Origin of the sequence: Microbacterium karelineae (assembly GCF_009745985.1) — a bacterium.
GTDB classification, from domain to species: Bacteria; Actinomycetota; Actinomycetes; order Actinomycetales; family Microbacteriaceae; genus Microbacterium; species Microbacterium karelineae.
The window spans coordinates 608,795-627,811 of the sequence record NZ_WFIX01000190.1 but is presented as its reverse complement, the minus strand read 5'-3'; the positions used below and the strand labels follow the sequence as shown (position 1 = coordinate 627,811).

Genomic DNA, 19,017 nt, shown 5'->3' with positions numbered 1-19,017 from the left:
GACTACTCGCGCCCGTCCGGGGCCTTCGCCTCGCCGTCGCCCTCGCGCTGGTCCTCGTCCGCGCCCGGCTTCATCACGGGCCCGTCGTGCGGCCGGACGACGTCTCGCGGGTCCACGACGAGCAGCAGCAGCGCGAGCGACAGCAGCACGACGATGAACACGATGCCGGCGACGATCGCGGCGAGGCGCCACGCGGATCCGACCACGCCCGGCTGCTCCGTGAACGCGCCCGTCGAGAGGGCCGTGACGAAGCCCGCGAAGAGGGCCGCCGCGAATGCGAACCCGAGCAGATGCACGGGCTTCATGAGGTCGCGGCGGGTGGGCTTGTCGGTCATGCGGCGTCCTTCGTGAGCGGAGTCTTCTGCGGCGCGGGGGAGAACGCGCCGATCCCGAGGTAGACGGCGACGATCGCGGCCCAGCCGCCGAACAGGCCGACGCCGACGATCGTCCCGGTGAGGGTGAACTCACGCCCCGCCTCCTCGATGACGTACTCGAGCGCGTACTGGGGAGACACGACGAGCGACACGGCCGCGAGCACGAGCGTCAGCGCGCCGATCGTGATGCGATCGCGCGCGTCGGCGGTCCCGCGGCGACGCCCGAGCACGCCCGCGACGAGCTCGCCCGCGCCGGCGAGAACGGCCCACGCGACGAGCACCCAGTGGAACCGCGCATCGGCGGCGATCGGCAGCAGGAGGCAGAACGCCGCGGCGGCGAGATGGATCGCGGCGAGCACCGCCGTCGACCTCGTCCCGCCCCGCGAACGGACGGCGAGCGCGTCGACGAACAGGATGAGCCCCGTCGCGAGCGCGAAGCCGCCGAAGACGGCGAGCGCGAAGCCGGCCGAGCGATCCTGGACGAAGGTGACGGCCAGCGCGGCCGCCGCGGCGATGAGCGCCCGCGCGATCAGCAGCGCGCGGGCAGCGCGCGGCGAAGCGGTGCGGGATGGCATGCGGATCCTCGTGGCGGTGTGCGGGATCCCCCCATCCTATTCGCCGCGGCTGGGAGCGATCCGGCCGCCCGCCCGCTCACGCGACGCGACGCCCCTCGACCAGGCGGACGACCCTGTCTGCCCGAGCGATGTCCGCATCGTCGTGCGTCACCCAGGCGATGGCGCGACCGCGACCGGCCTCGCGGGCGAGGATGTCGCGCACCCGCTCGCGACTGTCGGCGTCGAGCCCCGCGGCGGGCTCGTCGAGGATCATGATGTCCGCTTCCTGCGCGATGCCCTGCGCGATGAGCGCGCGCTGCCGCTGCCCTCCTGAGAGGGCGTGGAACGAGCGCCGTGCATAGGCCGCCAGGTCGACGCGCTCGAGCGCGTCGTCGACCACCCTCCGCGCGTCCCGGCGCCGGCCGCGCCGCCGCCAGGTCCCCATCGCGACCGCCTCGCGCACCGTGAGCGGGAGCGTCTCCGAGACCCGGACCCGCTGGACGACGAGGGCGAGGTCGCCCTCGCGATCGACCGTCCCCGCCCGGGGCGCCCTGACGCCCGCGAGGATCTCGACGAGGGTCGACTTCCCGGATCCGTTCGCGCCGACGATCGCCGTGAGGAGCCCGCTCTCGACGCGCGCGTCGACCTCGTGCAGCACGTCGACGCCGTCGTAGGCGAAGCAGATTCCGGTCGCGGCGATCGAGGGGGAGCTCATGCCCCTACAGTAATTGATAACCGTTCTCATTTCCATGTAGAGTGTCTCCTCGTGCCCTGGATCATCGCCCCCTTCGCCGCCGACTTCATGACGCGCGCTCTCATCGGCGGCGTGCTCATCGCGTGCCTCTGCGCCATCGTGGGCACCTGGGTCGTCACGCGCGGCATGGCGTTCCTCGGCGAGGCCATCGGCCACGGCATGCTCCCCGGCGTCGCGATCGCCACGCTCGCGGGATGGCCCGCGCTCATCGGCGGCGCCGCCAGCGCGATCGCGATGAGCGCCGCGATCGGCGCGCTGCAGCGACGCGGGCGCCTCTCCTACGACACGACGATCGGCCTGCTCTTCGTCGGCATGCTGTCGCTCGGGATCATCATCGTCTCCCACTCGCGCAGCTTCGCGACCGACGCGACCGTGATCCTCTTCGGCGACATCCTCGCCGTCCGCGTCGGCGACATCGCGCTCATCGCGGCCGCCCTGGTCATCACCCTCGCCGTCGCGTGGATCATGCACCGCTCATTCGTCGCGGCCGCCTTCGACACGCGCATCGCGCAGACGCTCGGCCTTCGGCCCCGTCTCGCCCACGTCGTCCTCACGGGGCTCGTGACGCTCGCGATCGTCGCCTCCTACCAGGCCGTCGGATCCCTGCTGGTCGTCGGCATGCTGCTCGCCCCCGCCGTCGCGGCGGGCCAGTGGACGCGCACGATCGTGTCGACGATGGCCCTCGCCGCGGTCTTCGGATCCGTGGCCGTCGCCGTCGGCCTCCTCGTGTCGTGGCACGCAGCCACCGCGGCCGGGCCGACGATCGCCGGCACGGCGATCCTCCTCGCCGGCGCGTCGGCGCTCGTCGCCTCTCTCACCGCGCGGCTCCGCGCATCGACCGCGGCGCATCCGGCCGAGGATCCGGTCCACACCTTCCACCCCCGCACCTCCTCCGCAGCGGACCGCACCCCGGCCGAGCGGACGTCCGCCACCGTCACGGAAAGCAGTTCATGACCCGACACCCCCTGCATAACTGGGCCCACGCCGCCGCGAGGCTCGGTCCGGCGCGAAGCGGCGGGCCGAGAGGCGGTGGGGACGCCGAATCTCGCCCGCACGCCCCGAAATCGGCCCGATTCCGCTTCTCCGCACAGAATCGGCGTCGTTGTGCAGGGGCACTCCTCGCGACGACCGTCGCCGTGGGGCTCGCTGGCTGCGCGGGGACGCCCTCCGGCACCGCCGACGCCGAGACTCCCGAGCCGACGGCCGCGAGCGGCGGCCACGGCGAGGTGAGCGGTGCCGCCGAGATGTCAGAGCCGCAGTCGCGCCTCCTGTCCGTCTCGTCGTCCGGCGAGGTCGGCCTCGTCGACCTGCTCACGGAGGAGGATCAGAGCCTCGGCGAGATCGGATCCCCCACCGGCATCGCGTCCGACGGCCGCTTCGCATTCGTCGAGGTCGACTCAGGGCTCGACGTCGTCGACGGCGGCGCCTGGACGTGGGATCACGGTGACCACTTCCACTACTACCGCGCCGACCCCGCGATCGTCGGCTCGCTCCCGGGCGATGGGCCCGCGACGATCGTCACGCCGCAGCTCGCCACCGTCGGCACGACCGGCGTGTTCTTCGCCGGATCCGGCGAGGCCGTCGCCCTCGACATGGCGACCCTCGCAGACGGCGAGATCGCCGAGCGGTTCCGCCTCGACACCGACGCGACGGCCGGCGTCGTCGCGCCTGTCGGCGAGCTCACGATCATCGCCCTCGCCGACGGATCCGACGCCGGCATCGCCCGGGTGCACGACGCATCGGGCGAGATCGTCGGCGGCGCCGAGGAGGAGTGCACGGATCCGTCGGGCGGCATCACGACGCGCGTGGGCACGCTCATCGGCTGCGCGGACGGCGCGCTCCTCGCGACCGAGGACGACGGATCCATCGCCTTCGACCGGATCGAGGCGTCCGCCGACGGCGCGCCGGCGACGGACTTCGGCGGGCGCAAGAACCGCCCGACGGTCGCGGCGCTGTCGGGCTCCGACGGCTTCTGGCTCCTCGACACCCGCGCCGAGACGATGCGGCGCGTCGCCGTCGACGCCGAGCTGACGCAGGTCGTCGCGGCCGACGATGCCGACGAGCACGTCGTCGCGCTCGATGCTCAGGGCCGCGTGCGCGTGTTCGGGCCGGACGGCACCGAGCTCGGCGCGACCGAGCCGATCGCCGACGAGGGGTCCACCCTCACGGTCGACACGACCCGCGCGTACGTCTCGTCACCGGAGGCCGGCGTCGTGTACGAGATCGACTTCGCCGACGGCGCGCGCATCGCCCGCGAGATCGAGACGCCCACCGCCCTCGCCGTCGCGATCGAGGTCGGCCGATGAGCGCCCGCGCCCTGATCCCCCATCTGCATGACTGGGCCCACGCCGCCGCGAGGCTCGGCCCGGCGCGCAGCGGCGGGCCGAGCGGCGGTGGGGACGCCGATCTTCGTCCACAGGGCCGCAGTTCGACCCGATCCGGCATCTCCGCACAGAATTGGCGTCGTCATGTACGGGCGCTCGCCGCGACGGGGATCGCGGCGCTCACACTCGCCGGGTGCGCGCCCGCGACAGGCGGATCCGACGCGCCGCAGATCATCGTGACGACGAACATCCTCGGCGACGTCGCCACCGAGCTCGTCGGCGACACCGCCGAGGTCACGACCCTCATGAAGCGCAATGCCGACCCGCACTCGTTCGAGATCTCCGCGCAGGAGGCGGCGATGCTCGCCGACGCCGATCTGCTCGTCTCGAACGGTCTGGGCCTCGAAGAGGCCGTCGAACAGCACCTCGAGACCGCAGCCGACGCGGGCGCCGAGCGCTTCGTCGCGGGCGACCACATCGACGTCCTCGACTACTCCGAGGGCGCGGCGGATCCGCACTTCTGGACGGATCCCGCACGCATGGTCGATGTCGTCGACGCCCTCGAGGAGGAGCTCGTCGGGATCGACGGAATCGACGCGGCCGCCGTCGCGGAGAACGCCGACGCGTATCGCGACGACCTCGCCGCGGTCGACGCCGAGATGACGGCGGCGTTCGACGCGATCCCCGCCGGGCGCCGGGCCCTCGTGACGAACCACCACGTGTTCGGGTACCTCGCCGAGCGCTTCGACTTCGAGGTCGTCGGCGCCGCGATCCCCGGCGGCTCGACGCTCGCGTCGCCCTCGGCGGCCGACCTCGAGGAGCTCTCGACGGCCATCACCTCCGCGGGCGTGCCGACGATCTTCGCCGAATCGTCGCAGCCGGACCGCCTCATGCAGGTGCTCGCCGACGAGGCGGGCATCGAGGTCGACGTCGCCCGACTCTTCACCGAATCCCTGACGCAACCCGGCGAGGGTGCCGACACCTACCTCACGATGCTGCGCGAGAACACGCGCCGCATCTCCGACGGCCTCACCCCGTGAGCGCCACACCAGCCGAAAGGAACACCATGACCCCCACCCCCACTCGCCTCGCCGCGGGTGTCGCCTCGCTCGCCGTCCTCGCGCTCATCGCGACGGGCTGCGCGTCCGGCGCCGGATCGAACGGATCCGGCGACGACGCCCCAGCGGACGACGCCACCGCCTCGCAGGAGGCCGCCGCCGCCGACGTCGCGGCGGGCTCTCGCCTCGCCGTCTCGCTCGAAGGCCAGGTCGTCGTGCTCGACGCCGCCACCCTCGAGGAGGTCGCCTCGTTCGACTCCGAGGAGTTCACGCGCCTGAACCCCGCCGGCGACGGCCGCCACGTCTTCGTGACGACGACGGCCGGCTTCCAGGTGCTCGACACCGCCACGCCCGAGCTGACCGATCTCGTCTTCAAGGCGGACGCCGCGGGCCACGTCGTGCGCCACGGCGGCACGACCGCGCTGTTCGCCGACGGCACGGGCGAGACGACGATCTTCGACACCGACGCGCTGCTCGACGCGGGCGGCGAGCTGCCCGAGGTGCAGACATACGAGGCGGAGGACGCGCACCACGGCGTCTCGATCGTCCTCGAGGACGGCACGCTGCTCACGACCGTCGGCGACGAGACCTCGCGCTCGGGCGCCGTCGCGCTCCACCCGCACGACGGACACTTCGACGAGGCCGCCTCGTCGGACGAGTGCCCGGGCATCCACGGCGAAGGCACCGCGCAGGGCGAGGCCGTGATCTTCGGCTGCGAGGACGGCGCGCTGCTGTACCACGACGGTGAGTTCGAGAAGTTCACCGCGCCGGACGAGTACGGCCGCATGGGCAACGCGTACGTGTCCGAGACGAGCCCGATCATCGTCGGCGACTACAAGAACGACCCCGACGCGGAGGGCTACTTCCTCCACGAGGTCGCGCTGATCGACACGGCGGCCCACGAATACGAGGTCGTCGAGCTCGACGGCATCGAGTACACGTGGCGCGGCGTCGTCCGCGGTCCCGAGGACAACGCCTACATCCTCGGCTCCGACGGATCCATCCACGTCCTCGACCCCGCGACGGGCGAGATCACGGACGAGCACCCGGTCATCGACGCGTGGGAGTCGCCCGCAGAGTGGCAGGAGCCGCACCCGGCGCTGACGACCGACGGATCCGTCGCCTACGTCGCCGATGTCGCAAACGACCGCGTCGTGTCGGTCGACCTCGCCACCGGCGAGGTGCTCGCCGAGAGCGACGCGCTCGCGGCGCAGCCGAACGAGATGGCGGTCAACATCGGCTGATGACTCGCGCGGAGATGGGGCTCCGCGCGCGGTCCGCCTCACGACGGACCACGGGGCGGGCGCGGGTCACCGCGCCCGCCCGCTTCGTGTTCCCCTGATGTACGTCAACAGGGTCCGCACGCCGTCGTCATGTGTCGTTCATCTCGCGTTCCGCCATGCACGGCACCGTGGATCCGATTCGACCACCACGACGAAGGATCCCCGTGACCACCTCTCCTCTCACCCGGCCCCGCAGGGCCGCGGCCATCGCCCTCGGAGCCGGCGTGCTCCTCCCCAGCATCGTCGGCGCGACAGCGGCGCATGCCGCAGACGGCTTCACCGACGAACAGCTGACCCAGCCGTACGCCTCGAACGACACCACGAGCACGGGTTCGAAGACCGACCCGGATCCCGAGAACTGGTCGATCCGCATGCTCGACGTCTTCGACGCCCTGCGCACCGATGGGGCGTATGCCGAGACCGGCGACGCGGAGGTGATGGCCTTCAACGAGGACGTCACCGCCGAGATCAACACGACGGCGAGCGACGAACAGCACGAGCGCGCGATCGTCGACCAGTACGGCGACATGTCGCTGACGATGGCGGACGGTCTCGGCAAGGACCTCGGCGCGATCTACGCCGGCGCGATGGCGAACGGCGAGCTGCCGAAGACCCGGGCGCTGCTCACGAAGAGCGGCGGCCTCATCGGCTACTACGCGTCGACCAATCCGCCGAAGACGTTCTTCGACTTCGATCGCCCCTACCTGCAGATGAACATGGTGGACGGTGAGCTCGTGTACAGCACCGACGACGGCGGTCGGCTGACGCTCGTCGACAAGGAGGGCGGCGACGCCTGGGCCTCCACGAGCGGCGCGTTCCCGTCCGGCCACACGTCTCAGGCGTACTGGCAGGGCACCGCGCTCGCGACGATGCTGCCGGAGCTCGCTCCGCAGATCCTCGCCCGCACGGCCGAGGCGGGCGACAACCGCATCGTGATGGGCGCCCACTTCGCCCTCGACGTGGTCGGTGGGCGGATGATGGGCCAGAAGATCGTCCAGCTGCGCTGGGCCGACGAGGAGTTCGCCGGGCTCATGGAAGAGGCCTCGTCCGAGCTGCACGACGTGCTCGAGGAGGGCTGCGGCGCGACGCTCGAGGTCTGCATCTCCGAGGACACGCCGTACATGAGCACCCGCGACGCGCTCGCGTTCTTCCAGGAGAAGCTGAGCTACGGGTTCCCCCTCACGGGCGAGCGCGGCGAGGACGTCGTCGTCCCCGACGGCGCCGAATCGCTCCTCATCAGCAGCCGCCCCGAGCTGACCGATGCGCAGCGTCGCGAGGTGCTCGCGCTCACCGCGATCGATTCGGGCCACCCCCTCGACGTGGGCGAGGAGGAGAGCTGGCAGCGCATCGACCTCGCGGCGGCGATGACCGCCGAGATCGTCGTGGGCGACGACGGATCCGTGTCGCTCGCGGGCGAGGAGCGCGGACCGCGACCGGTCGTCGCGGGCGCGGCGAAGGTCGGTCACACGCTGAAGGCCGTCACCGGATCCTGGGCGGTGCGCGCCGACCTCGCGTACCAGTGGCTCCGGGACGGGGATCCGATCCCCGGGGCCGACGGCCGGACGTACGACGTGACAGACGCCGATCGCGGCGCGTCGCTGGCGGTCGCCGTCACGGACGGCACGACCACGCGGGAGTCGTCAGAGAAGCTCGTGCGCCGCTGACACCGCCTCAGATGACCCGCACCGACGGCTTCCGTGCCGAAAGCGGTCGGTGCGGGTCATCTGGACGGGGGCGTCACACCATGTCGAACGTGTCGGGGTCGGGGCCCGTGCGCTCGTCGCGGTTGAGCGCCGAGATCGCCGCGACGTCGTCGCCCGTCAGCTCGAAGTCGAAGAGGCGGAAGTTCTCCTCCACGCGCGAGCGCGTGATCGACTTCGGGAAGACGACGTCGCCGCGCTGGATGTGCCAGCGGAGCGTGACCTGCGCCGTCGTGCGGCCCACGCGGTCCGCGATCTCCTGCAGCACCGGGTCGCCGAGAACGGCCCCCTGCGCGATGGGCGACCACGCCTCGGTGCGGATCCCGTGCTCCGCGCCGAACGCGCGCACCGCCTCGTTCGTGAGGTACGGGTGCACCTCGATCTGGTTCACGGCGGGGACGACTCCCGTCTCGTCGAACAGGCGCTGCAGGTGCGGGACCTGGAAGTTCGAGACGCCGATGGCGCGCGCCCTGCCGGCGTCGCGGATCTCGATCATCGTCTTCCACGTGTCGACGAAGTCGACGTCGATCGTCGGCAGCGGCCAGTGGATCAGGTACAGGTCCATCGCGTCGACGCCGAGCCTCTCGAGGCTCTCATCGGTGGCCCGCAGCGCGTCGTCGCGGCGGTGCGCGCCGTTGGTGAGCTTGCTCGTGAGGAACACCTCGTCGCGCTCGAGGCCCGAGGCCGCCAGCGCGTCGCCCACGCCCTGCTCATTGCGGTAGCCCTACGCCGTGTCGATGTGGCGGTAGCCCACCTCGAACGCCGCGAGCACGGCATCCTTCGTCTCCTCGGGCGCCACCTGATAGGTGCCGTATCCCAGCTGCGGGATCGCCCTGCCCGTGTTCATCTCGATCGTGGGAACTGCGGTCATCGTGCTCTCCTCTCGCATCGGGGCATCCGCCCCGCACGCATCGAATCAGAATCGGGCGCCTCCGCGCGCGATTCCCCCGGATCCATAGCAGATCGCTATCGGTCGGCCCGCCCCGCGGCGCGGGATCCTTCCTAGGCTCGGACACGTCATCCGACGAGAGGACGCACCACCATGACCACATTCGCCATCATCGGCGCGGGCCGCAATCTGGGCGCCGCGCTCGCCCGCCGCTTCGGGCGCGAGGGCTTCGACCTCGCCCTCATCTCGCGCAGCCAGGAGCGCGTCGACGCCCTCGCCGACGACCTCCGCGCCGAAGGGCTCACGGCACGCGGATACGCCGCGAACGTCCGCGATCCCGAGGCGCTCGTCGAAGCGCTCGACCGCGCCTCGCAGGAGCTCGGCCCGATCGAGGTGCTCTCGTACAACCCGCTCCCGCAGAAGGAGTTCCTGCGCCCGCTCCTCGAGTCGACCGTCGCCGATGTGCGCGCGGCGATCGAGTTCAGCGTCTACGGTCCCCTTGCGGCCGTGCACCAGGTGCTGCAGGGTATGCGCGTGCTCGGCCGCGGCACCGTGCTGTTCGTCAACGGCGGCAGCGCCGTGCAGCCCGTGCAGCACTTCGCCGGCACCTCGATCGCGTTCGCGGGCGAGACCGCCTACGCCGAGATGCTGCGCCAGGCGATGGCCGACGAGCCGATCCACGTGGGCCAGCTGATCATCCCCGGAGGGATCATCGCGGGACACCCCGACAAGGATCCCGAGGTGCTCGCGGAGAAGCTGTGGCGGATGCACGCGGAGCGGGGCGAGTTCCGCCACTTCGCGACGGAGCTCGAGGAGCAGCCGTACTGATTCCGCGAACCACGAGAGGATAGGCGCATGGATGTGCGCCAGCTCGAATTCGTCCTCGCGATCGCCGAGGAGGGCAGCTTCACGCGCGCGGCCGAGCGCTCGTTCGTGTCGCAGCCGGGCCTGTCCTCCTCGATCCGCTCCCTGGAGCGCGAGCTCGGGGTGCCGCTGTTCGAGCGGGGGCGGCGCGGGGCGCAGCTGACGCCCGCCGGGGCGCGCTTCCTGCCGCGCGCCGAGCGGATCCTCGACGATGTCCGCGAGGCGCAGCGGGCGCTTGCGGGCGGCGCCCCGCGCGGCCTCGCCGTGCGCATCGGCGCGGAGCAGTGCTTCGGCGGCCTCGTCGACATCGCCGACCTCATGACGACGTTCGCCGAGCGGCATCCCGCCGCCGACCTCGAGTTCGTGCAGGACACATCGTCGCGGCTCGCGCCGCTCGTCGACAGCGGCCGGCTCGACGTCGCGCTCGTCGCACGCGGCTCCGACTCCCCCTCGTCCGAGGGAACGCTGCTGCGGCGCGAACCCTTCGTGCTGCTGTCGGATCCGGGTGACGCGTCGCCCCACCCCGCATCGCTCGACGACCTCGACGGCGCCCGGCTCGTCGACTTCGGGCCCACGTGGGAGGCCCGCCGGGTGCTCGACCGCGCCCTCGCCGAGCGCGGGATCGAGCGCCGCACCGTCGTCGAGGTCGGCGACGTGCACATGCTGCTGAGCCTCATCGGGCGGGGGTTCGGACGTGCCGTCGTGCCCGAGTCGATCGCGGCGAAGCAGGCGGCGTCGGAGCTCGCGGTCTCGCCCCTCGTGGGCGCGCCGGAGTGGGAGATCCACGCGGCGCTCTGCGCGGATCCGACGCCGCTCGCCGAGGCGTTCGCCGCCATGCTCATGCCGTACGCGGCCGTCACCGCGCTGCGCGAGGAGCTCGTCACCGTCGCATAGGGCGGGTCGGGTGGCATGGTCCGGCGCCATGTCCGGCGCGCCGTCGATCCGCGTGCGGCGGTCGCAGCACGCGGGCCCGGCCAGCACAATGCAGTCGATCCGCGTGCGAGACGGCCGACACGCCGGTGTCTGGGCTCGGACCCCGACGAATCGACTGCGTCGTGCTGCCCGACCTGGGGGCGGATCGGCTCGCGGGTCAGGCAGCGAGCGGGAGGAACCTCAGGAGCTCGTCCAGGTGATCGCCCGGCGTGATCGCGCGGAGCACGACCTCGTCGACGGCTTCGGCGTACTCCGCGAGCCGCGGCGCGATATCGGGTGACCCGGGCGCCGGCAGCACGGTGTCCCGCGCCGAGAACCTGAGCCGCTCGAAGTTCGCGCGATACGCGGGGAAGCCCGCGTACCGATCGGCCTCCTCTTCGAGGCGTTCGCGCGCGGATCCGTCGACGTTCGTGCGCACGTAGAGGACCACATCTGTCGCGGATCCGTCGAACTCACGGCGCTGCGCGGCCGCCGCGGCCGGCGTGAGCCAGTTCAGCACGACCCCGTCGGCGTGCGCGGCGGCGAGCCCGCGCATCCTGGGGCCGAGAGCGCCGAGCGCGAGCGACGCGACCGTGCCGTCGCGCAGATCCTCGAGCGTCTGCTCCATCATCGCGAGCGCGCCGCGGCGGCGCTGTCCCGCGCCGATGCCGAGCGTCAGCCTGTCCTCCGAGATGCCGAGCCGGGCGACGTCGTCGAGGAGCTCGCTCGCGGGGCGCCGATCGACGGGGATGACGCCCGTCGCGACCCGCAGGCGGTCGGTCTCGCGCGCAGCGGCCGCCGCGACCTCGAGGGCGTTGACGCCGGGGGTCTCGTTGATCCAGAGCGAGTGGAACCCGGCCTCCTCGAGGCGCGGTGCGAGGGCCGCCGCCTTCTCGGTCCCGATCCCGCCCGCGATTCCCAGCGATATGCGTGTCGGATGCATGGATCCCAGCGTGGCAGGTCTTCGCCCCTCCGGAAACACGACGCAGTCGATTCGGCCGGGTTCGAGCCGGGGAACCGGGTTCTTGGGCCCGCGACGCCCGGATCGACTGCACTGTGCTGCGCGGCACCGGGAGGCGACCCGGCCCGGACTCCCGCGATCGTCGGTCAGAGCCGCATCGTCATGAATGCCGACTCGGGATGCTCGGCGTAGTCGCCGAACGCGCCGCACGGCTCGAAGCCCTCGCTCGCGTAGAGGTGGCGCGCGGCGTCGAACGACGCGGCCGTGCCCGTCTCGAGCCACAGGGTGCGATACCCGCGGATCCGGGCCTCACCGATCGCGTGCCGCAGGATCCGCCGCCCGACACCCCGCCCGAGGAAGTCGACATGTGTGCGGAACGACTTCAGCTCGCCGCGCTCATCGTCGAGGTGGGCGAGCCCGCCGACGCCCGCGACGCGTTCACCGTGCCACGCCGACCACAGAGTCACCGCCGGATCGCGCAGCCTCTCGAGATCGTAGGCGTGCACCGCCTCGGGCTCGGATCCGGCCCGCATCTCGTCGACGTGCGACGACACGAGCTGTCGGGTTGCCGGATGGCTGAGGTCGTCAGGGCGGATCTTGAAGGTCACGGATCCATTCTGCCGCGCGGATCCGGCACGGTCCCGTGTCCCGAGGTGAGGCGAGATCGCCGAGAAGAGGCCGGATCTGCCCGTTATCGCAGGTCTCAGCGATTCTGACTTGCCTCGGAACTGCCCACGACCGCGACGAAGGCCCGCGCGGCGGGGCTCGGATCCGAAGGATGCCAGGCGAGATACTCGACGCGCTCCGGCGCCCCATCGGTCGGGATCGCGACGATGCCCTCCGCCCGCGCCGCGACGCCCGGCGCGACCATCGCGATCGCGAGATCGGCCGCGACGATGCCGAGGATGTGATCTGCCTGCCACGCCTCGAAGGCGACATCGCGGGCCACGCCCGCCGCCGCGAACGCCATATCGGTCTGCGCGCGTCCCGGGCTCGATGCAGGGAAGTCGACGAACACGGCTCCGTCGAGCTCGGCGATCCGCAGGCGACGGCGGCGCGCGAGTCGGCCGTCGCGCGCCACGATCGTGACGAGCCTCTCGCGGCGCAGCTCGCGCACCGCGCCGCCCGGCCGGATGTCGGCATGCAGGCCGAGCAGCGCCACGTCGAGCTCGCCGCGGTCGATCTGCGCGGTCATCTCATCGCTCGCCCCGAGCGCGACCTCGACGCGCACCTCGGGGAACCGCTCGCGGAACGCCCGCACCGTCGCCGGAACGTCGATCGCGACGACGGTCGGGATCACGCCGATCCGCAGCGTCCCGCGCACGACGCCCTCGGCGGCCGCAACATCGTCGCGGGCCCTGTCGACGGCGGCGAGCGCGATCCGGCCCTGCGTGATGAGGGCCTCGCCCGCCGCGGTCGCGCGCACCTCGCGCGGCCTCCGCACGAACAGCCGCGCGCCGAGCTCCCGCTCGAGAGCCGCGATCTGGTGGCTCAGGGCCGACTGCGTGACGCGGCAGGCCTCGGCGGCGCGCGTGAAGGATCCCGCCTCGGCGATCGCGACGGCGTATCTCAGCTGCTGCAGCTCCACACCTTCATGATCTCACCTCATCATGTTCATGCAGAGAATGCGTTGGACTCATGTCAATCTGCGCGCGAACCTGGATGCATGAGCCGCACCGCCACTCTCCTGCTCGCCGCATTCGCAACCGCGACCTGGGGCACCACCTATGCCGTCACGACCGAACTGCTGCCCGCCGGGCACCCGCACTTCGCCGCGCTCATGCGGGCGCTGCCGGCGGGGATCCTCGCGATCGCGATCTCGCGCACGCTGCCGCGCGGGTCCTGGTGGGGAAGAGCGTTCGTGCTCGGAGCGCTGAACATCGGCGCATTCTTCCCCCTGTTGTTCATCGCGGCGGAGCGCCTGCCGGGCGGCGTCGCGGGCGCGGCGGCAGGCGTCGGTCCGCTCGCCGCGATCCTGCTGGGCGGGCTGCTGCTCGGGGAGCGGACCCGCGCCGCGGCGCTCGCGATCGCCGCCGCGGGGGCCATCGGCGTCGCGCTCGTCGCGCTCGGCCCCGCGGCCGGGCTCGATCCGCTCGGCCTGGTCGCGGCGCTCGGCGGCGCGGGCGTGATGGCGCTCGGCACGGTGCTGACGAAGAGGTGGGGCCGGCCCGAGGGCGTCAGCGCGCTCGCGTTCGCCGGCTGGCAGCTCACGGCGGGCGGCATCGTGCTGCTCCCGATCTTCCTCGTCTTCGACAGCGTTCCCGCCTCGGTCGACGCCGCGGGCGTCGCCGGCTACCTCTGGCTCGCGCTCGTCGGCGGTGTGCTCGCGTACACGCTGTGGTTCCGCGGGGTGCAGCGCCTGCCGATCGCCGCGTCGGGGCTGCTGCCGACGCTGTCGCCCCTCGTCGCCGCAGCCCTCGGCCTCGGCCTGCTGGGCGAGAGCTTCACCCTCGCGCAATCGGCCGGCTTCGCCCTCGCGATCGCGGCCCTGGTGGCCGGGCAGCTCTGGGCGGCGCGTCCGCGCCGCGGGGCTCTGGCGCCGCGGCCGACGCCGGTCGCGCCCTGAACCCAGCACAATGCAGTCGATCTCGGCCCGCACGGCCCGCGGAACCGGTTCTACTCCAACCCACCGGCCGGATCGACTGCATTGTGCTTCGGGGTGCCGCCTACGGCGTGCGGCGGCGGAGCGTGAGCGAGGCGAGCACGACGGCGCCGACGACGAAGGCCCCGACGATGGCGAGGGGGCCGAACACGTCCGCGGCATCGTCGCCCGCGGTCACGGCGAGGCTCGCGTCGATCGCGTGGCTCAGCGGCAGCCAGTCGGAGATCGCCGTCAGCACGTCGGGCATGTCATCGCGGGGCATGATCACCCCGCCGAGCAGCACCTGCGGGAAGACGATCAGAGGCATGAACTGCACGGCCTGGAACTCGGTGCGGGCGAAGGCGCTCGCGAGAAGCCCCAGGGTGCTGCCGAGCAGGGCGTCGACGACCGCGACGAGCCCCAGCTGCCAGACAGGCCCCTCGACCTCGAGGCCGCACACCCACACCGCGAACGCGACCGTCACGACCGCCTGCACGACGGCCGCGGCACCGAAGGCCAGGGCGTACCCCGAGACGAAGTCGCCCTTCCCGAGCGGCGTCGTCATGAGCCGCTCGAGCGTGCCGGAGCGCCGCTCGCGCAGCGTGGTGATCGACGTGACGAGGAACATCACGATGAACGGGAACAGCGCGAGGATCGCCGGGCCGACCTTCTGGAACACCGCCCCCTGGTCGAGGAGGATCCACGCGAACAAGCCGACGAGCAGGCTCGGCGCGGCGAGCATGAGCGCGATCGACCGGCGATCCGTGTGCAGCTGCCGCAGCACGCGTCCCGCGGTCGCGAAGGTGCGGGTGAGGGTCATGACCGCCTCCTGAGGTCGCGGCGGGTGCGGGGTCGGGCGGCGTCGCCCTGCCGCACCGGATCCGCGGACGCCGCACCTTCGTCGCGCCGGACGAGCGCGAGGAACGCCTCGTCGGGGTCGTCGGCGCCGGTCTCGTCGAGCAGCGCGCGCGGCGTCGTGTCGGCGATCAGCCGCCCCTCGCGCAGCAGGATCAGCCGGTCGCATCGAGCGGCCTCGTCCATGACGTGACTCGACACGAGAAGGGTCGCGCCGGCGTCGGCGATCCCGCGGAACGTCTCCCAGAGGTCCGCGCGGAGCACGGGATCCAGCCCGACGGTCGGCTCGTCGAGCACGACGACCTCCGGATCCCCGAGCAGCGCGACGGCGAGCGAGACTCGGCTGTGCTGGCCGCCGCTGAGGTCGCCCGCCAGCTGCCGCGCCTGATCCGTGAGGCCGACGACCTCGAGGGCGCGGTCGACATCGGCGATCGGGATCCCTCCGATGCGGGCGAAGTACCGCAGGTTGTCGCGCACGCTGACGTCGTCGTACACGGCGGCCGACTGCGTGGCGTAGGAGACGCGGCGGCGCAGCCCGCGCGATCCCGCGGGCTCACCGAGCACGGTGACGGACCCGCCGCGGGTCTTCTGCACGCCGACGATCGATCTCATGAGGGTCGTCTTCCCGCAGCCGGAGGGCCCCATCAGCCCGGTGATGACACCGCTCTCGACGTCGACGTCGAGGCCGTCGAAGACCGGCGTGGAACCGCGCCGGACGCGCAGCCCGCGCACCTCCACCGCCGCTTTATTCACCATACGATGAATTATTGATCCGGACATCGCGGACGTCAAGGGGGTCCGGGTTTCGGAGAACTCACCTGCACAACGACGCCAATTCGGTGCATCCGGCCCTCAGGGCCGGGTGTGTCGGCCTTCTCCGCACAGAATTGGCGTCGTTGTGCATTCGGGCGTCGGGCACCCGGCGGCTCAGCCCGCGAGGTACGTCTGGATCGCGGCGCCGACGCGGCGCGCGACCTCGTCGATCGGGGCGTCGGCGAGGGCCGGGAACTTCAGCACGTATCGCGCGAGGACCATGCCGCCGATCTGGCTCCCGACGAGGGACGCGCGCAGCTCCGCATCGTCGCCGCCCACGCGCACCGCGATGCGCCGGATCACCTCGCGTTCGAGAAACGACGCCAGCATCGGCGTCATCGCGCGCTTTCCGACACCGCTGCGCAGGAGCGTGACGGCGCGCGTGCGGGTGGTCGGATCCTCGAGGGCCGTCAGGATATAGCGCACGAGCCGCTCGCCGACGCCGTCGATCGGGCCGTCGAGGATCGCGGGGAGCGCCCGGTCGGGGCGCATCGGGGCGCCGATCACCTCGGCGAACAGATCCGCCTTCTTCCCGAAATGGTGGTGGATCGCGGCCGGATCGACCCCCGCGCGCGCGGCGATCGCCCGCGTGGTCGCGCCGTCGTAGCCGTGCTCGGCGAACTCGTGCGCGGCGGCCTCGAGGATCCGCTCCCGCCCGTCCGACTCACCCGCGCGCGGCCGACCGCGGCCCCGGAACCGGCGCGCCTCTGACGTCATGCCCCCAGGGTACGCATGGAGGCTCGCCCCCTCACCCGAGACGTCGCGGGGCACACGTCCCTGCACAACGACGCCAGATCTGCGCCGAGGAGGGGGTCCGCGCGGCGTGTCGCCCGCGCGGCGCGAATTCTGGCGTCGTTGTGTCGCCCCTCTACCGCGGCGCCATCCTCAGGGCGCCGTCCATGCGGATGGTCTCGCCGTTGAGGTAGTCGTGCTGCGCGAGCATGACGACCAACTGCGCATACTCATCCGGGCGAGCGAGACGATGCGGGAACGGCACGGTCGCCTCGAGCGACGCGCGCACCTCGTCGCCGAGGGACGCGAGCATGGGGGTGTCGACGATCCCCGGCGCGATCGTGTTCACACGGATCCCTGACCGCGCGAGGTCGCGCGCCGCCGCGATCGTCATCGACACGACGCCGCCCTTCGACGCCGCATAGGCGATCTGCCCGATCTGCCCCTCATACGCCGCGACCGAGGCGGTGTTGACGATGAGCCCGCGGTGGCCGTCCGCATCGGGTTCGTGACCCGCCATGACCTCCGCCGCGAGCCGCAGCACGTTGAAGGTGCCGACGAGGTTGACCTCGAGCGTGCGCCGGAACGTCGCGAGATCGTGGGCTCCGTGAGAGGAGAGGATCCGGCGGGCCGGGGCGATGCCGGCGCAGTTCACGACGAGGCGCAGCTCACCCTCGGCGACCGCCAGGGCGACCGCCACATCGACCTCGTCCGTCACGTCGGCGGCCACGAGGTGCACGCCGGCCGGCGCCTCTCCCGCCCCCTCGATCGCCGCGGGGAGGTCGACCCCGATGACGCGCATGCCCTCGCCCGCGAGGCGCGCCGCCATCGCGGCGCCGAGCCCCGAAGCCGCGCCCGTCACGAGCGCCGCCGATCCTGTCAGCTCCATGTCCGTCCCTTCGTCATCCGTCCCACCGACGCAGCAGCGCCGCGAGGGCCTGTCCCCCGCCGATGCACATCGTCACGATCGCGAACTCGAGATCACGGCGGTGCAGATCCATCGCCGCACGCACCGTGAGGATCGCGCCCGTCGCGCCGACGGGATGCCCGAGGGCGATCGCACCGCCGTATGGATTCACGCGCTCCTGATCGAGCCCGGCGTCGCGGATCACGGCGACCGCCTGCGCGGCGAACGCCTCGTTCAGCTCGATCACGTCCACGTCGCGCGGCCCGAGCCCCGTCTGCCGCCACAGGCGCTCGAGGGCGATCACGGGCGCGTAGCCCATGATCTCCGGCTCGATGCCCGCCGTCGCCACGGCCTCGATCGTCGCGAGGCCGCGGATCCCCCGCTCGCGCGCATCGGACTCCCGCAGCAGCACCGTCGCCGCCGCGCCGTCGTTGATCCCCGACGAGTTGCCGGCCGTGACGGATCCGCCCTCGCGGAAGACCGGTCGCAGGCCCGCCAGTGTCTCGGCGGTCGTCTCGGGGCGCGGGTGCTCGTCGGCCGTGACCTCGACGGAGCCGCCCGACGAGACGGACACGATCTCCTCCGCGAACGCCGCGCGCGCCTCCGGGGCGGCCGCACGACGCTGGCTCTCCGCTGCGAATTCGTCCTGCTCGCGCCGCGACACCCTGAATCGCTCGGCGACGTTCTCGGCCGTCGTGCCGATGTGGAGGCCCGAGAACGGGTCCGTGAGGATCGCGAGCGTGCCGTCGAGCAGGGTGCGGTCGCCGAGGCGTGCGTTCCCGCGGGATCCGTAGTCGAGGAACGGTGTGCGCGACATGCTCTCGTCTCCGCCCGCCACGACGACGTCGACGCCGCCCCACAGCAGCTCCTGCGCGCCCGACCAGATCGCCTGCAGGCCGGATCCGCAGAGGCGGTTGACCGTGAACGCGGGGACGCGGACGTCGAGGCCCGCCTCGAGGGCGACGCGGCGCGCGTTGAATGCGTCGGGCCCGATCTGCGCGATGCAGCCCATGACGACCTCGCCGACGTCTGATCCGTCGATTCCGCTGCGACGCAGCGCCTCCGCCGCGGCGCGGGCGCCGAGCACGTGCGCGGGGACATCGCGGAACGCGCCTCCGAAGCTCCCCACGGGTGTGCGCGCGCCGGCCGCGATGACGATCCGCTCTCGCGCGTTGTCCATCGTCGCCCTCCTCGTCGCGGGTCCGCCCCCAGCGTACGCCGGGGCAGCACAATGCAGTCGATTCGGCCGGTTCGCCCGCGCGCAATCGGTTCCGCGACCTTCGCCGACCGGAATCGACTGCATTGTGTTGAGGGCAGGCCCCGCGCGGCCACGAGTCGGCGCCCGACCCGGGAGCGAGTCGCCGGGTGGCACCCAAACACATCGCAGTCATTCCTGTCACGCGGAGCCGGCGGAACCGGTTCAGAGGGTGGCGAGCTCTCGAATCGACTGCGTTGT

The 19,017-nt window shown here is 72.3% G+C and carries 20 protein-coding genes and 1 pseudogene; 8 read left to right on the top strand and 13 right to left on the bottom strand.

All coding sequences use genetic code 11. From position 1 onward, the window contains the following. Nucleotides 1–2 precede the first annotated feature (2 nt). The 3 genes from GB932_RS16045 to aztA all read right to left on the bottom strand — a co-directional run bounded on the left by GB932_RS16045 (nt 3) and on the right by aztA (nt 1,643). Nucleotides 3–335: an amino acid transporter gene (locus GB932_RS16045; protein ID WP_156761672.1), complete on the bottom strand. Its 333-nt coding sequence runs from the start codon at nt 333–335 to the stop codon at nt 3–5. After that, nucleotides 332–949: an acyl-CoA synthetase gene (locus tag GB932_RS16040; protein WP_156761671.1), complete on the bottom strand. Its 618-nt coding sequence runs from the start codon at nt 947–949 to the stop codon at nt 332–334. Before GB932_RS16040 ends, GB932_RS16045 begins: the two co-directional genes overlap by 4 nt. A 76-nt stretch (nt 950–1,025) precedes the next feature. Beyond that, nucleotides 1,026–1,643 carry a zinc ABC transporter ATP-binding protein AztA gene (gene aztA / locus GB932_RS16035; protein WP_156761670.1) on the bottom strand — a complete coding sequence of 206 codons (618 nt, stop codon included), beginning with the start codon at nt 1,641–1,643 and terminating at the stop codon, nt 1,026–1,028. A gap of 51 nt (nt 1,644–1,694) precedes the next feature. On the opposite strand from aztA, the gene aztB reads away from it, so the two are divergent. The 5 genes from aztB to GB932_RS16010 all read left to right on the top strand — a co-directional run bounded on the left by aztB (nt 1,695) and on the right by GB932_RS16010 (nt 8,011). Continuing rightward, nucleotides 1,695–2,636, top strand: coding sequence for a zinc ABC transporter permease AztB (gene aztB / locus GB932_RS16030; RefSeq protein WP_156761669.1), 942 nt, complete (start codon nt 1,695–1,697; stop codon nt 2,634–2,636). A 182-nt stretch (nt 2,637–2,818) separates the two neighbouring features. After that, a complete protein-coding gene (locus GB932_RS16025; RefSeq protein WP_156761668.1) occupies nt 2,819–3,988 on the top strand; it encodes an ABC transporter in 1,170 nt (389 codons plus the stop codon). Then, nucleotides 3,985–5,046, top strand: coding sequence for a zinc ABC transporter substrate-binding protein AztC (gene aztC / locus GB932_RS16020; protein WP_156761667.1), 1,062 nt, complete (start codon nt 3,985–3,987; stop codon nt 5,044–5,046). The genes GB932_RS16025 and aztC overlap by 4 nt, the downstream gene beginning before the upstream one ends. Before the next feature lie 26 nt (nt 5,047–5,072). Continuing rightward, nucleotides 5,073–6,308 (top strand): zinc metallochaperone AztD, encoded by a 1,236-nt coding sequence (gene aztD / locus GB932_RS16015; protein ID WP_156761666.1) that lies wholly within the window; start codon nt 5,073–5,075, stop codon nt 6,306–6,308. A 203-nt stretch (nt 6,309–6,511) separates the two neighbouring features. Continuing rightward, on the top strand, nt 6,512–8,011 hold the full coding sequence (locus tag GB932_RS16010; RefSeq protein WP_231916255.1) for a phosphatase PAP2 family protein: 1,500 nt from the start codon (nt 6,512–6,514) through the stop codon (nt 8,009–8,011). Nucleotides 8,012–8,084: 73 nt separating this feature from the next. Here GB932_RS16010 and GB932_RS16005 read toward each other — a convergent pair. Then, nucleotides 8,085–8,753: pseudogene (locus GB932_RS16005) on the bottom strand (aldo/keto reductase); the annotation flags it as partial. Between the two features lie 18 nt (nt 8,754–8,771). Beyond that, complete coding sequence (locus tag GB932_RS19670) at nt 8,772–8,918, bottom strand: hypothetical protein (RefSeq protein WP_306769968.1); 147 nt, start codon at nt 8,916–8,918, stop codon at nt 8,772–8,774. A 171-nt stretch (nt 8,919–9,089) separates the two neighbouring features. Between GB932_RS19670 and GB932_RS16000 the strand changes: the two genes are divergently transcribed. Then, nucleotides 9,090–9,764 carry an SDR family NAD(P)-dependent oxidoreductase gene (locus GB932_RS16000; RefSeq protein ID WP_156761664.1) on the top strand — a complete coding sequence of 225 codons (675 nt, stop codon included), beginning with the start codon at nt 9,090–9,092 and terminating at the stop codon, nt 9,762–9,764. A gap of 27 nt (nt 9,765–9,791) precedes the next feature. Continuing rightward, on the top strand, nt 9,792–10,694 hold the full coding sequence (locus GB932_RS15995; protein ID WP_156761663.1) for a LysR family transcriptional regulator: 903 nt from the start codon (nt 9,792–9,794) through the stop codon (nt 10,692–10,694). 196 nt (nt 10,695–10,890) lie between these two features. Here the strand turns inward: GB932_RS15995 and GB932_RS15990 are convergent, their stop codons facing one another. The 3 genes from GB932_RS15990 to GB932_RS15980 all read right to left on the bottom strand — a co-directional run bounded on the left by GB932_RS15990 (nt 10,891) and on the right by GB932_RS15980 (nt 13,261). Then, complete coding sequence (locus GB932_RS15990) at nt 10,891–11,655, bottom strand: LLM class flavin-dependent oxidoreductase (RefSeq protein ID WP_156761662.1); 765 nt, start codon at nt 11,653–11,655, stop codon at nt 10,891–10,893. A 164-nt stretch (nt 11,656–11,819) separates the two neighbouring features. Beyond that, nucleotides 11,820–12,281, bottom strand: a complete 462-nt coding sequence (locus tag GB932_RS15985) for a GNAT family N-acetyltransferase (RefSeq protein WP_156761661.1) — start codon at nt 12,279–12,281, stop codon at nt 11,820–11,822. 95 nt (nt 12,282–12,376) lie between these two features. Continuing rightward, nucleotides 12,377–13,261 (bottom strand): LysR family transcriptional regulator, encoded by an 885-nt coding sequence (locus GB932_RS15980; RefSeq protein WP_156761660.1) that lies wholly within the window; start codon nt 13,259–13,261, stop codon nt 12,377–12,379. Between the two features lie 78 nt (nt 13,262–13,339). Here GB932_RS15980 and GB932_RS15975 point away from each other — a divergent pair, with 78 nt between their 5' ends. Beyond that, nucleotides 13,340–14,239: an EamA family transporter gene (locus GB932_RS15975; protein WP_156761659.1), complete on the top strand. Its 900-nt coding sequence runs from the start codon at nt 13,340–13,342 to the stop codon at nt 14,237–14,239. Nucleotides 14,240–14,339: 100 nt separating this feature from the next. On the opposite strand, the gene GB932_RS15970 is transcribed toward GB932_RS15975, so the two are convergent. The 5 genes from GB932_RS15970 to GB932_RS15950 all read right to left on the bottom strand — a co-directional run bounded on the left by GB932_RS15970 (nt 14,340) and on the right by GB932_RS15950 (nt 18,741). Further along, nucleotides 14,340–15,074, bottom strand: a complete 735-nt coding sequence (locus tag GB932_RS15970) for an ABC transporter permease (protein WP_156761658.1) — start codon at nt 15,072–15,074, stop codon at nt 14,340–14,342. Next, nucleotides 15,071–15,865: an ABC transporter ATP-binding protein gene (locus GB932_RS15965; RefSeq protein WP_156761657.1), complete on the bottom strand. Its 795-nt coding sequence runs from the start codon at nt 15,863–15,865 to the stop codon at nt 15,071–15,073. Before GB932_RS15965 ends, GB932_RS15970 begins: the two co-directional genes overlap by 4 nt. 171 nt (nt 15,866–16,036) lie before the next feature. After that, nucleotides 16,037–16,639 (bottom strand): TetR/AcrR family transcriptional regulator, encoded by a 603-nt coding sequence (locus GB932_RS15960; RefSeq protein ID WP_156761656.1) that lies wholly within the window; start codon nt 16,637–16,639, stop codon nt 16,037–16,039. Nucleotides 16,640–16,790: 151 nt separating this feature from the next. Beyond that, nucleotides 16,791–17,543: an SDR family NAD(P)-dependent oxidoreductase gene (locus GB932_RS15955; RefSeq protein WP_156761655.1), complete on the bottom strand. Its 753-nt coding sequence runs from the start codon at nt 17,541–17,543 to the stop codon at nt 16,791–16,793. Between the two features lie 13 nt (nt 17,544–17,556). After that, complete coding sequence (locus GB932_RS15950; protein ID WP_156761654.1) at nt 17,557–18,741, bottom strand: thiolase family protein; 1,185 nt, start codon at nt 18,739–18,741, stop codon at nt 17,557–17,559. Between the last annotated feature and the right edge of the window lie 276 nt (nt 18,742–19,017).

Excerpts from the sequence above, each read along its gene's own strand:
- GB932_RS16045 (WP_156761672.1), bottom strand. The coding sequence starts at position 335 with ATGACCGACAAGCCCACCCGCCGCGACCTCATGAAGCCCGTGCATCTG.
- GB932_RS16040 (WP_156761671.1), bottom strand. The coding sequence starts at position 949 with ATGCCATCCCGCACCGCTTCGCCGCGCGCTGCCCGCGCGCTGCTGATC.
- aztA (WP_156761670.1), bottom strand. The coding sequence starts at position 1,643 with ATGAGCTCCCCCTCGATCGCCGCGACCGGAATCTGCTTCGCCTACGAC.
- aztC (WP_156761667.1), top strand. The coding sequence starts at position 3,985 with ATGAGCGCCCGCGCCCTGATCCCCCATCTGCATGACTGGGCCCACGCC.
- aztD (WP_156761666.1), top strand. The coding sequence starts at position 5,073 with ATGACCCCCACCCCCACTCGCCTCGCCGCGGGTGTCGCCTCGCTCGCC.
- GB932_RS19670 (WP_306769968.1), bottom strand. The coding sequence starts at position 8,918 with ATGACCGCAGTTCCCACGATCGAGATGAACACGGGCAGGGCGATCCCG.
- GB932_RS16000 (WP_156761664.1), top strand. The coding sequence starts at position 9,090 with ATGACCACATTCGCCATCATCGGCGCGGGCCGCAATCTGGGCGCCGCG.
- GB932_RS15995 (WP_156761663.1), top strand. The coding sequence starts at position 9,792 with ATGGATGTGCGCCAGCTCGAATTCGTCCTCGCGATCGCCGAGGAGGGC.
- GB932_RS15990 (WP_156761662.1), bottom strand. The coding sequence starts at position 11,655 with ATGCATCCGACACGCATATCGCTGGGAATCGCGGGCGGGATCGGGACC.
- GB932_RS15975 (WP_156761659.1), top strand. The coding sequence starts at position 13,340 with ATGAGCCGCACCGCCACTCTCCTGCTCGCCGCATTCGCAACCGCGACC.
- GB932_RS15970 (WP_156761658.1), bottom strand. The coding sequence starts at position 15,074 with ATGACCCTCACCCGCACCTTCGCGACCGCGGGACGCGTGCTGCGGCAG.
- GB932_RS15965 (WP_156761657.1), bottom strand. The coding sequence starts at position 15,865 with ATGGTGAATAAAGCGGCGGTGGAGGTGCGCGGGCTGCGCGTCCGGCGC.
- GB932_RS15960 (WP_156761656.1), bottom strand. The coding sequence starts at position 16,639 with ATGACGTCAGAGGCGCGCCGGTTCCGGGGCCGCGGTCGGCCGCGCGCG.
- GB932_RS15955 (WP_156761655.1), bottom strand. The coding sequence starts at position 17,543 with ATGGAGCTGACAGGATCGGCGGCGCTCGTGACGGGCGCGGCTTCGGGG.
- GB932_RS15950 (WP_156761654.1), bottom strand. The coding sequence starts at position 18,741 with ATGGACAACGCGCGAGAGCGGATCGTCATCGCGGCCGGCGCGCGCACA.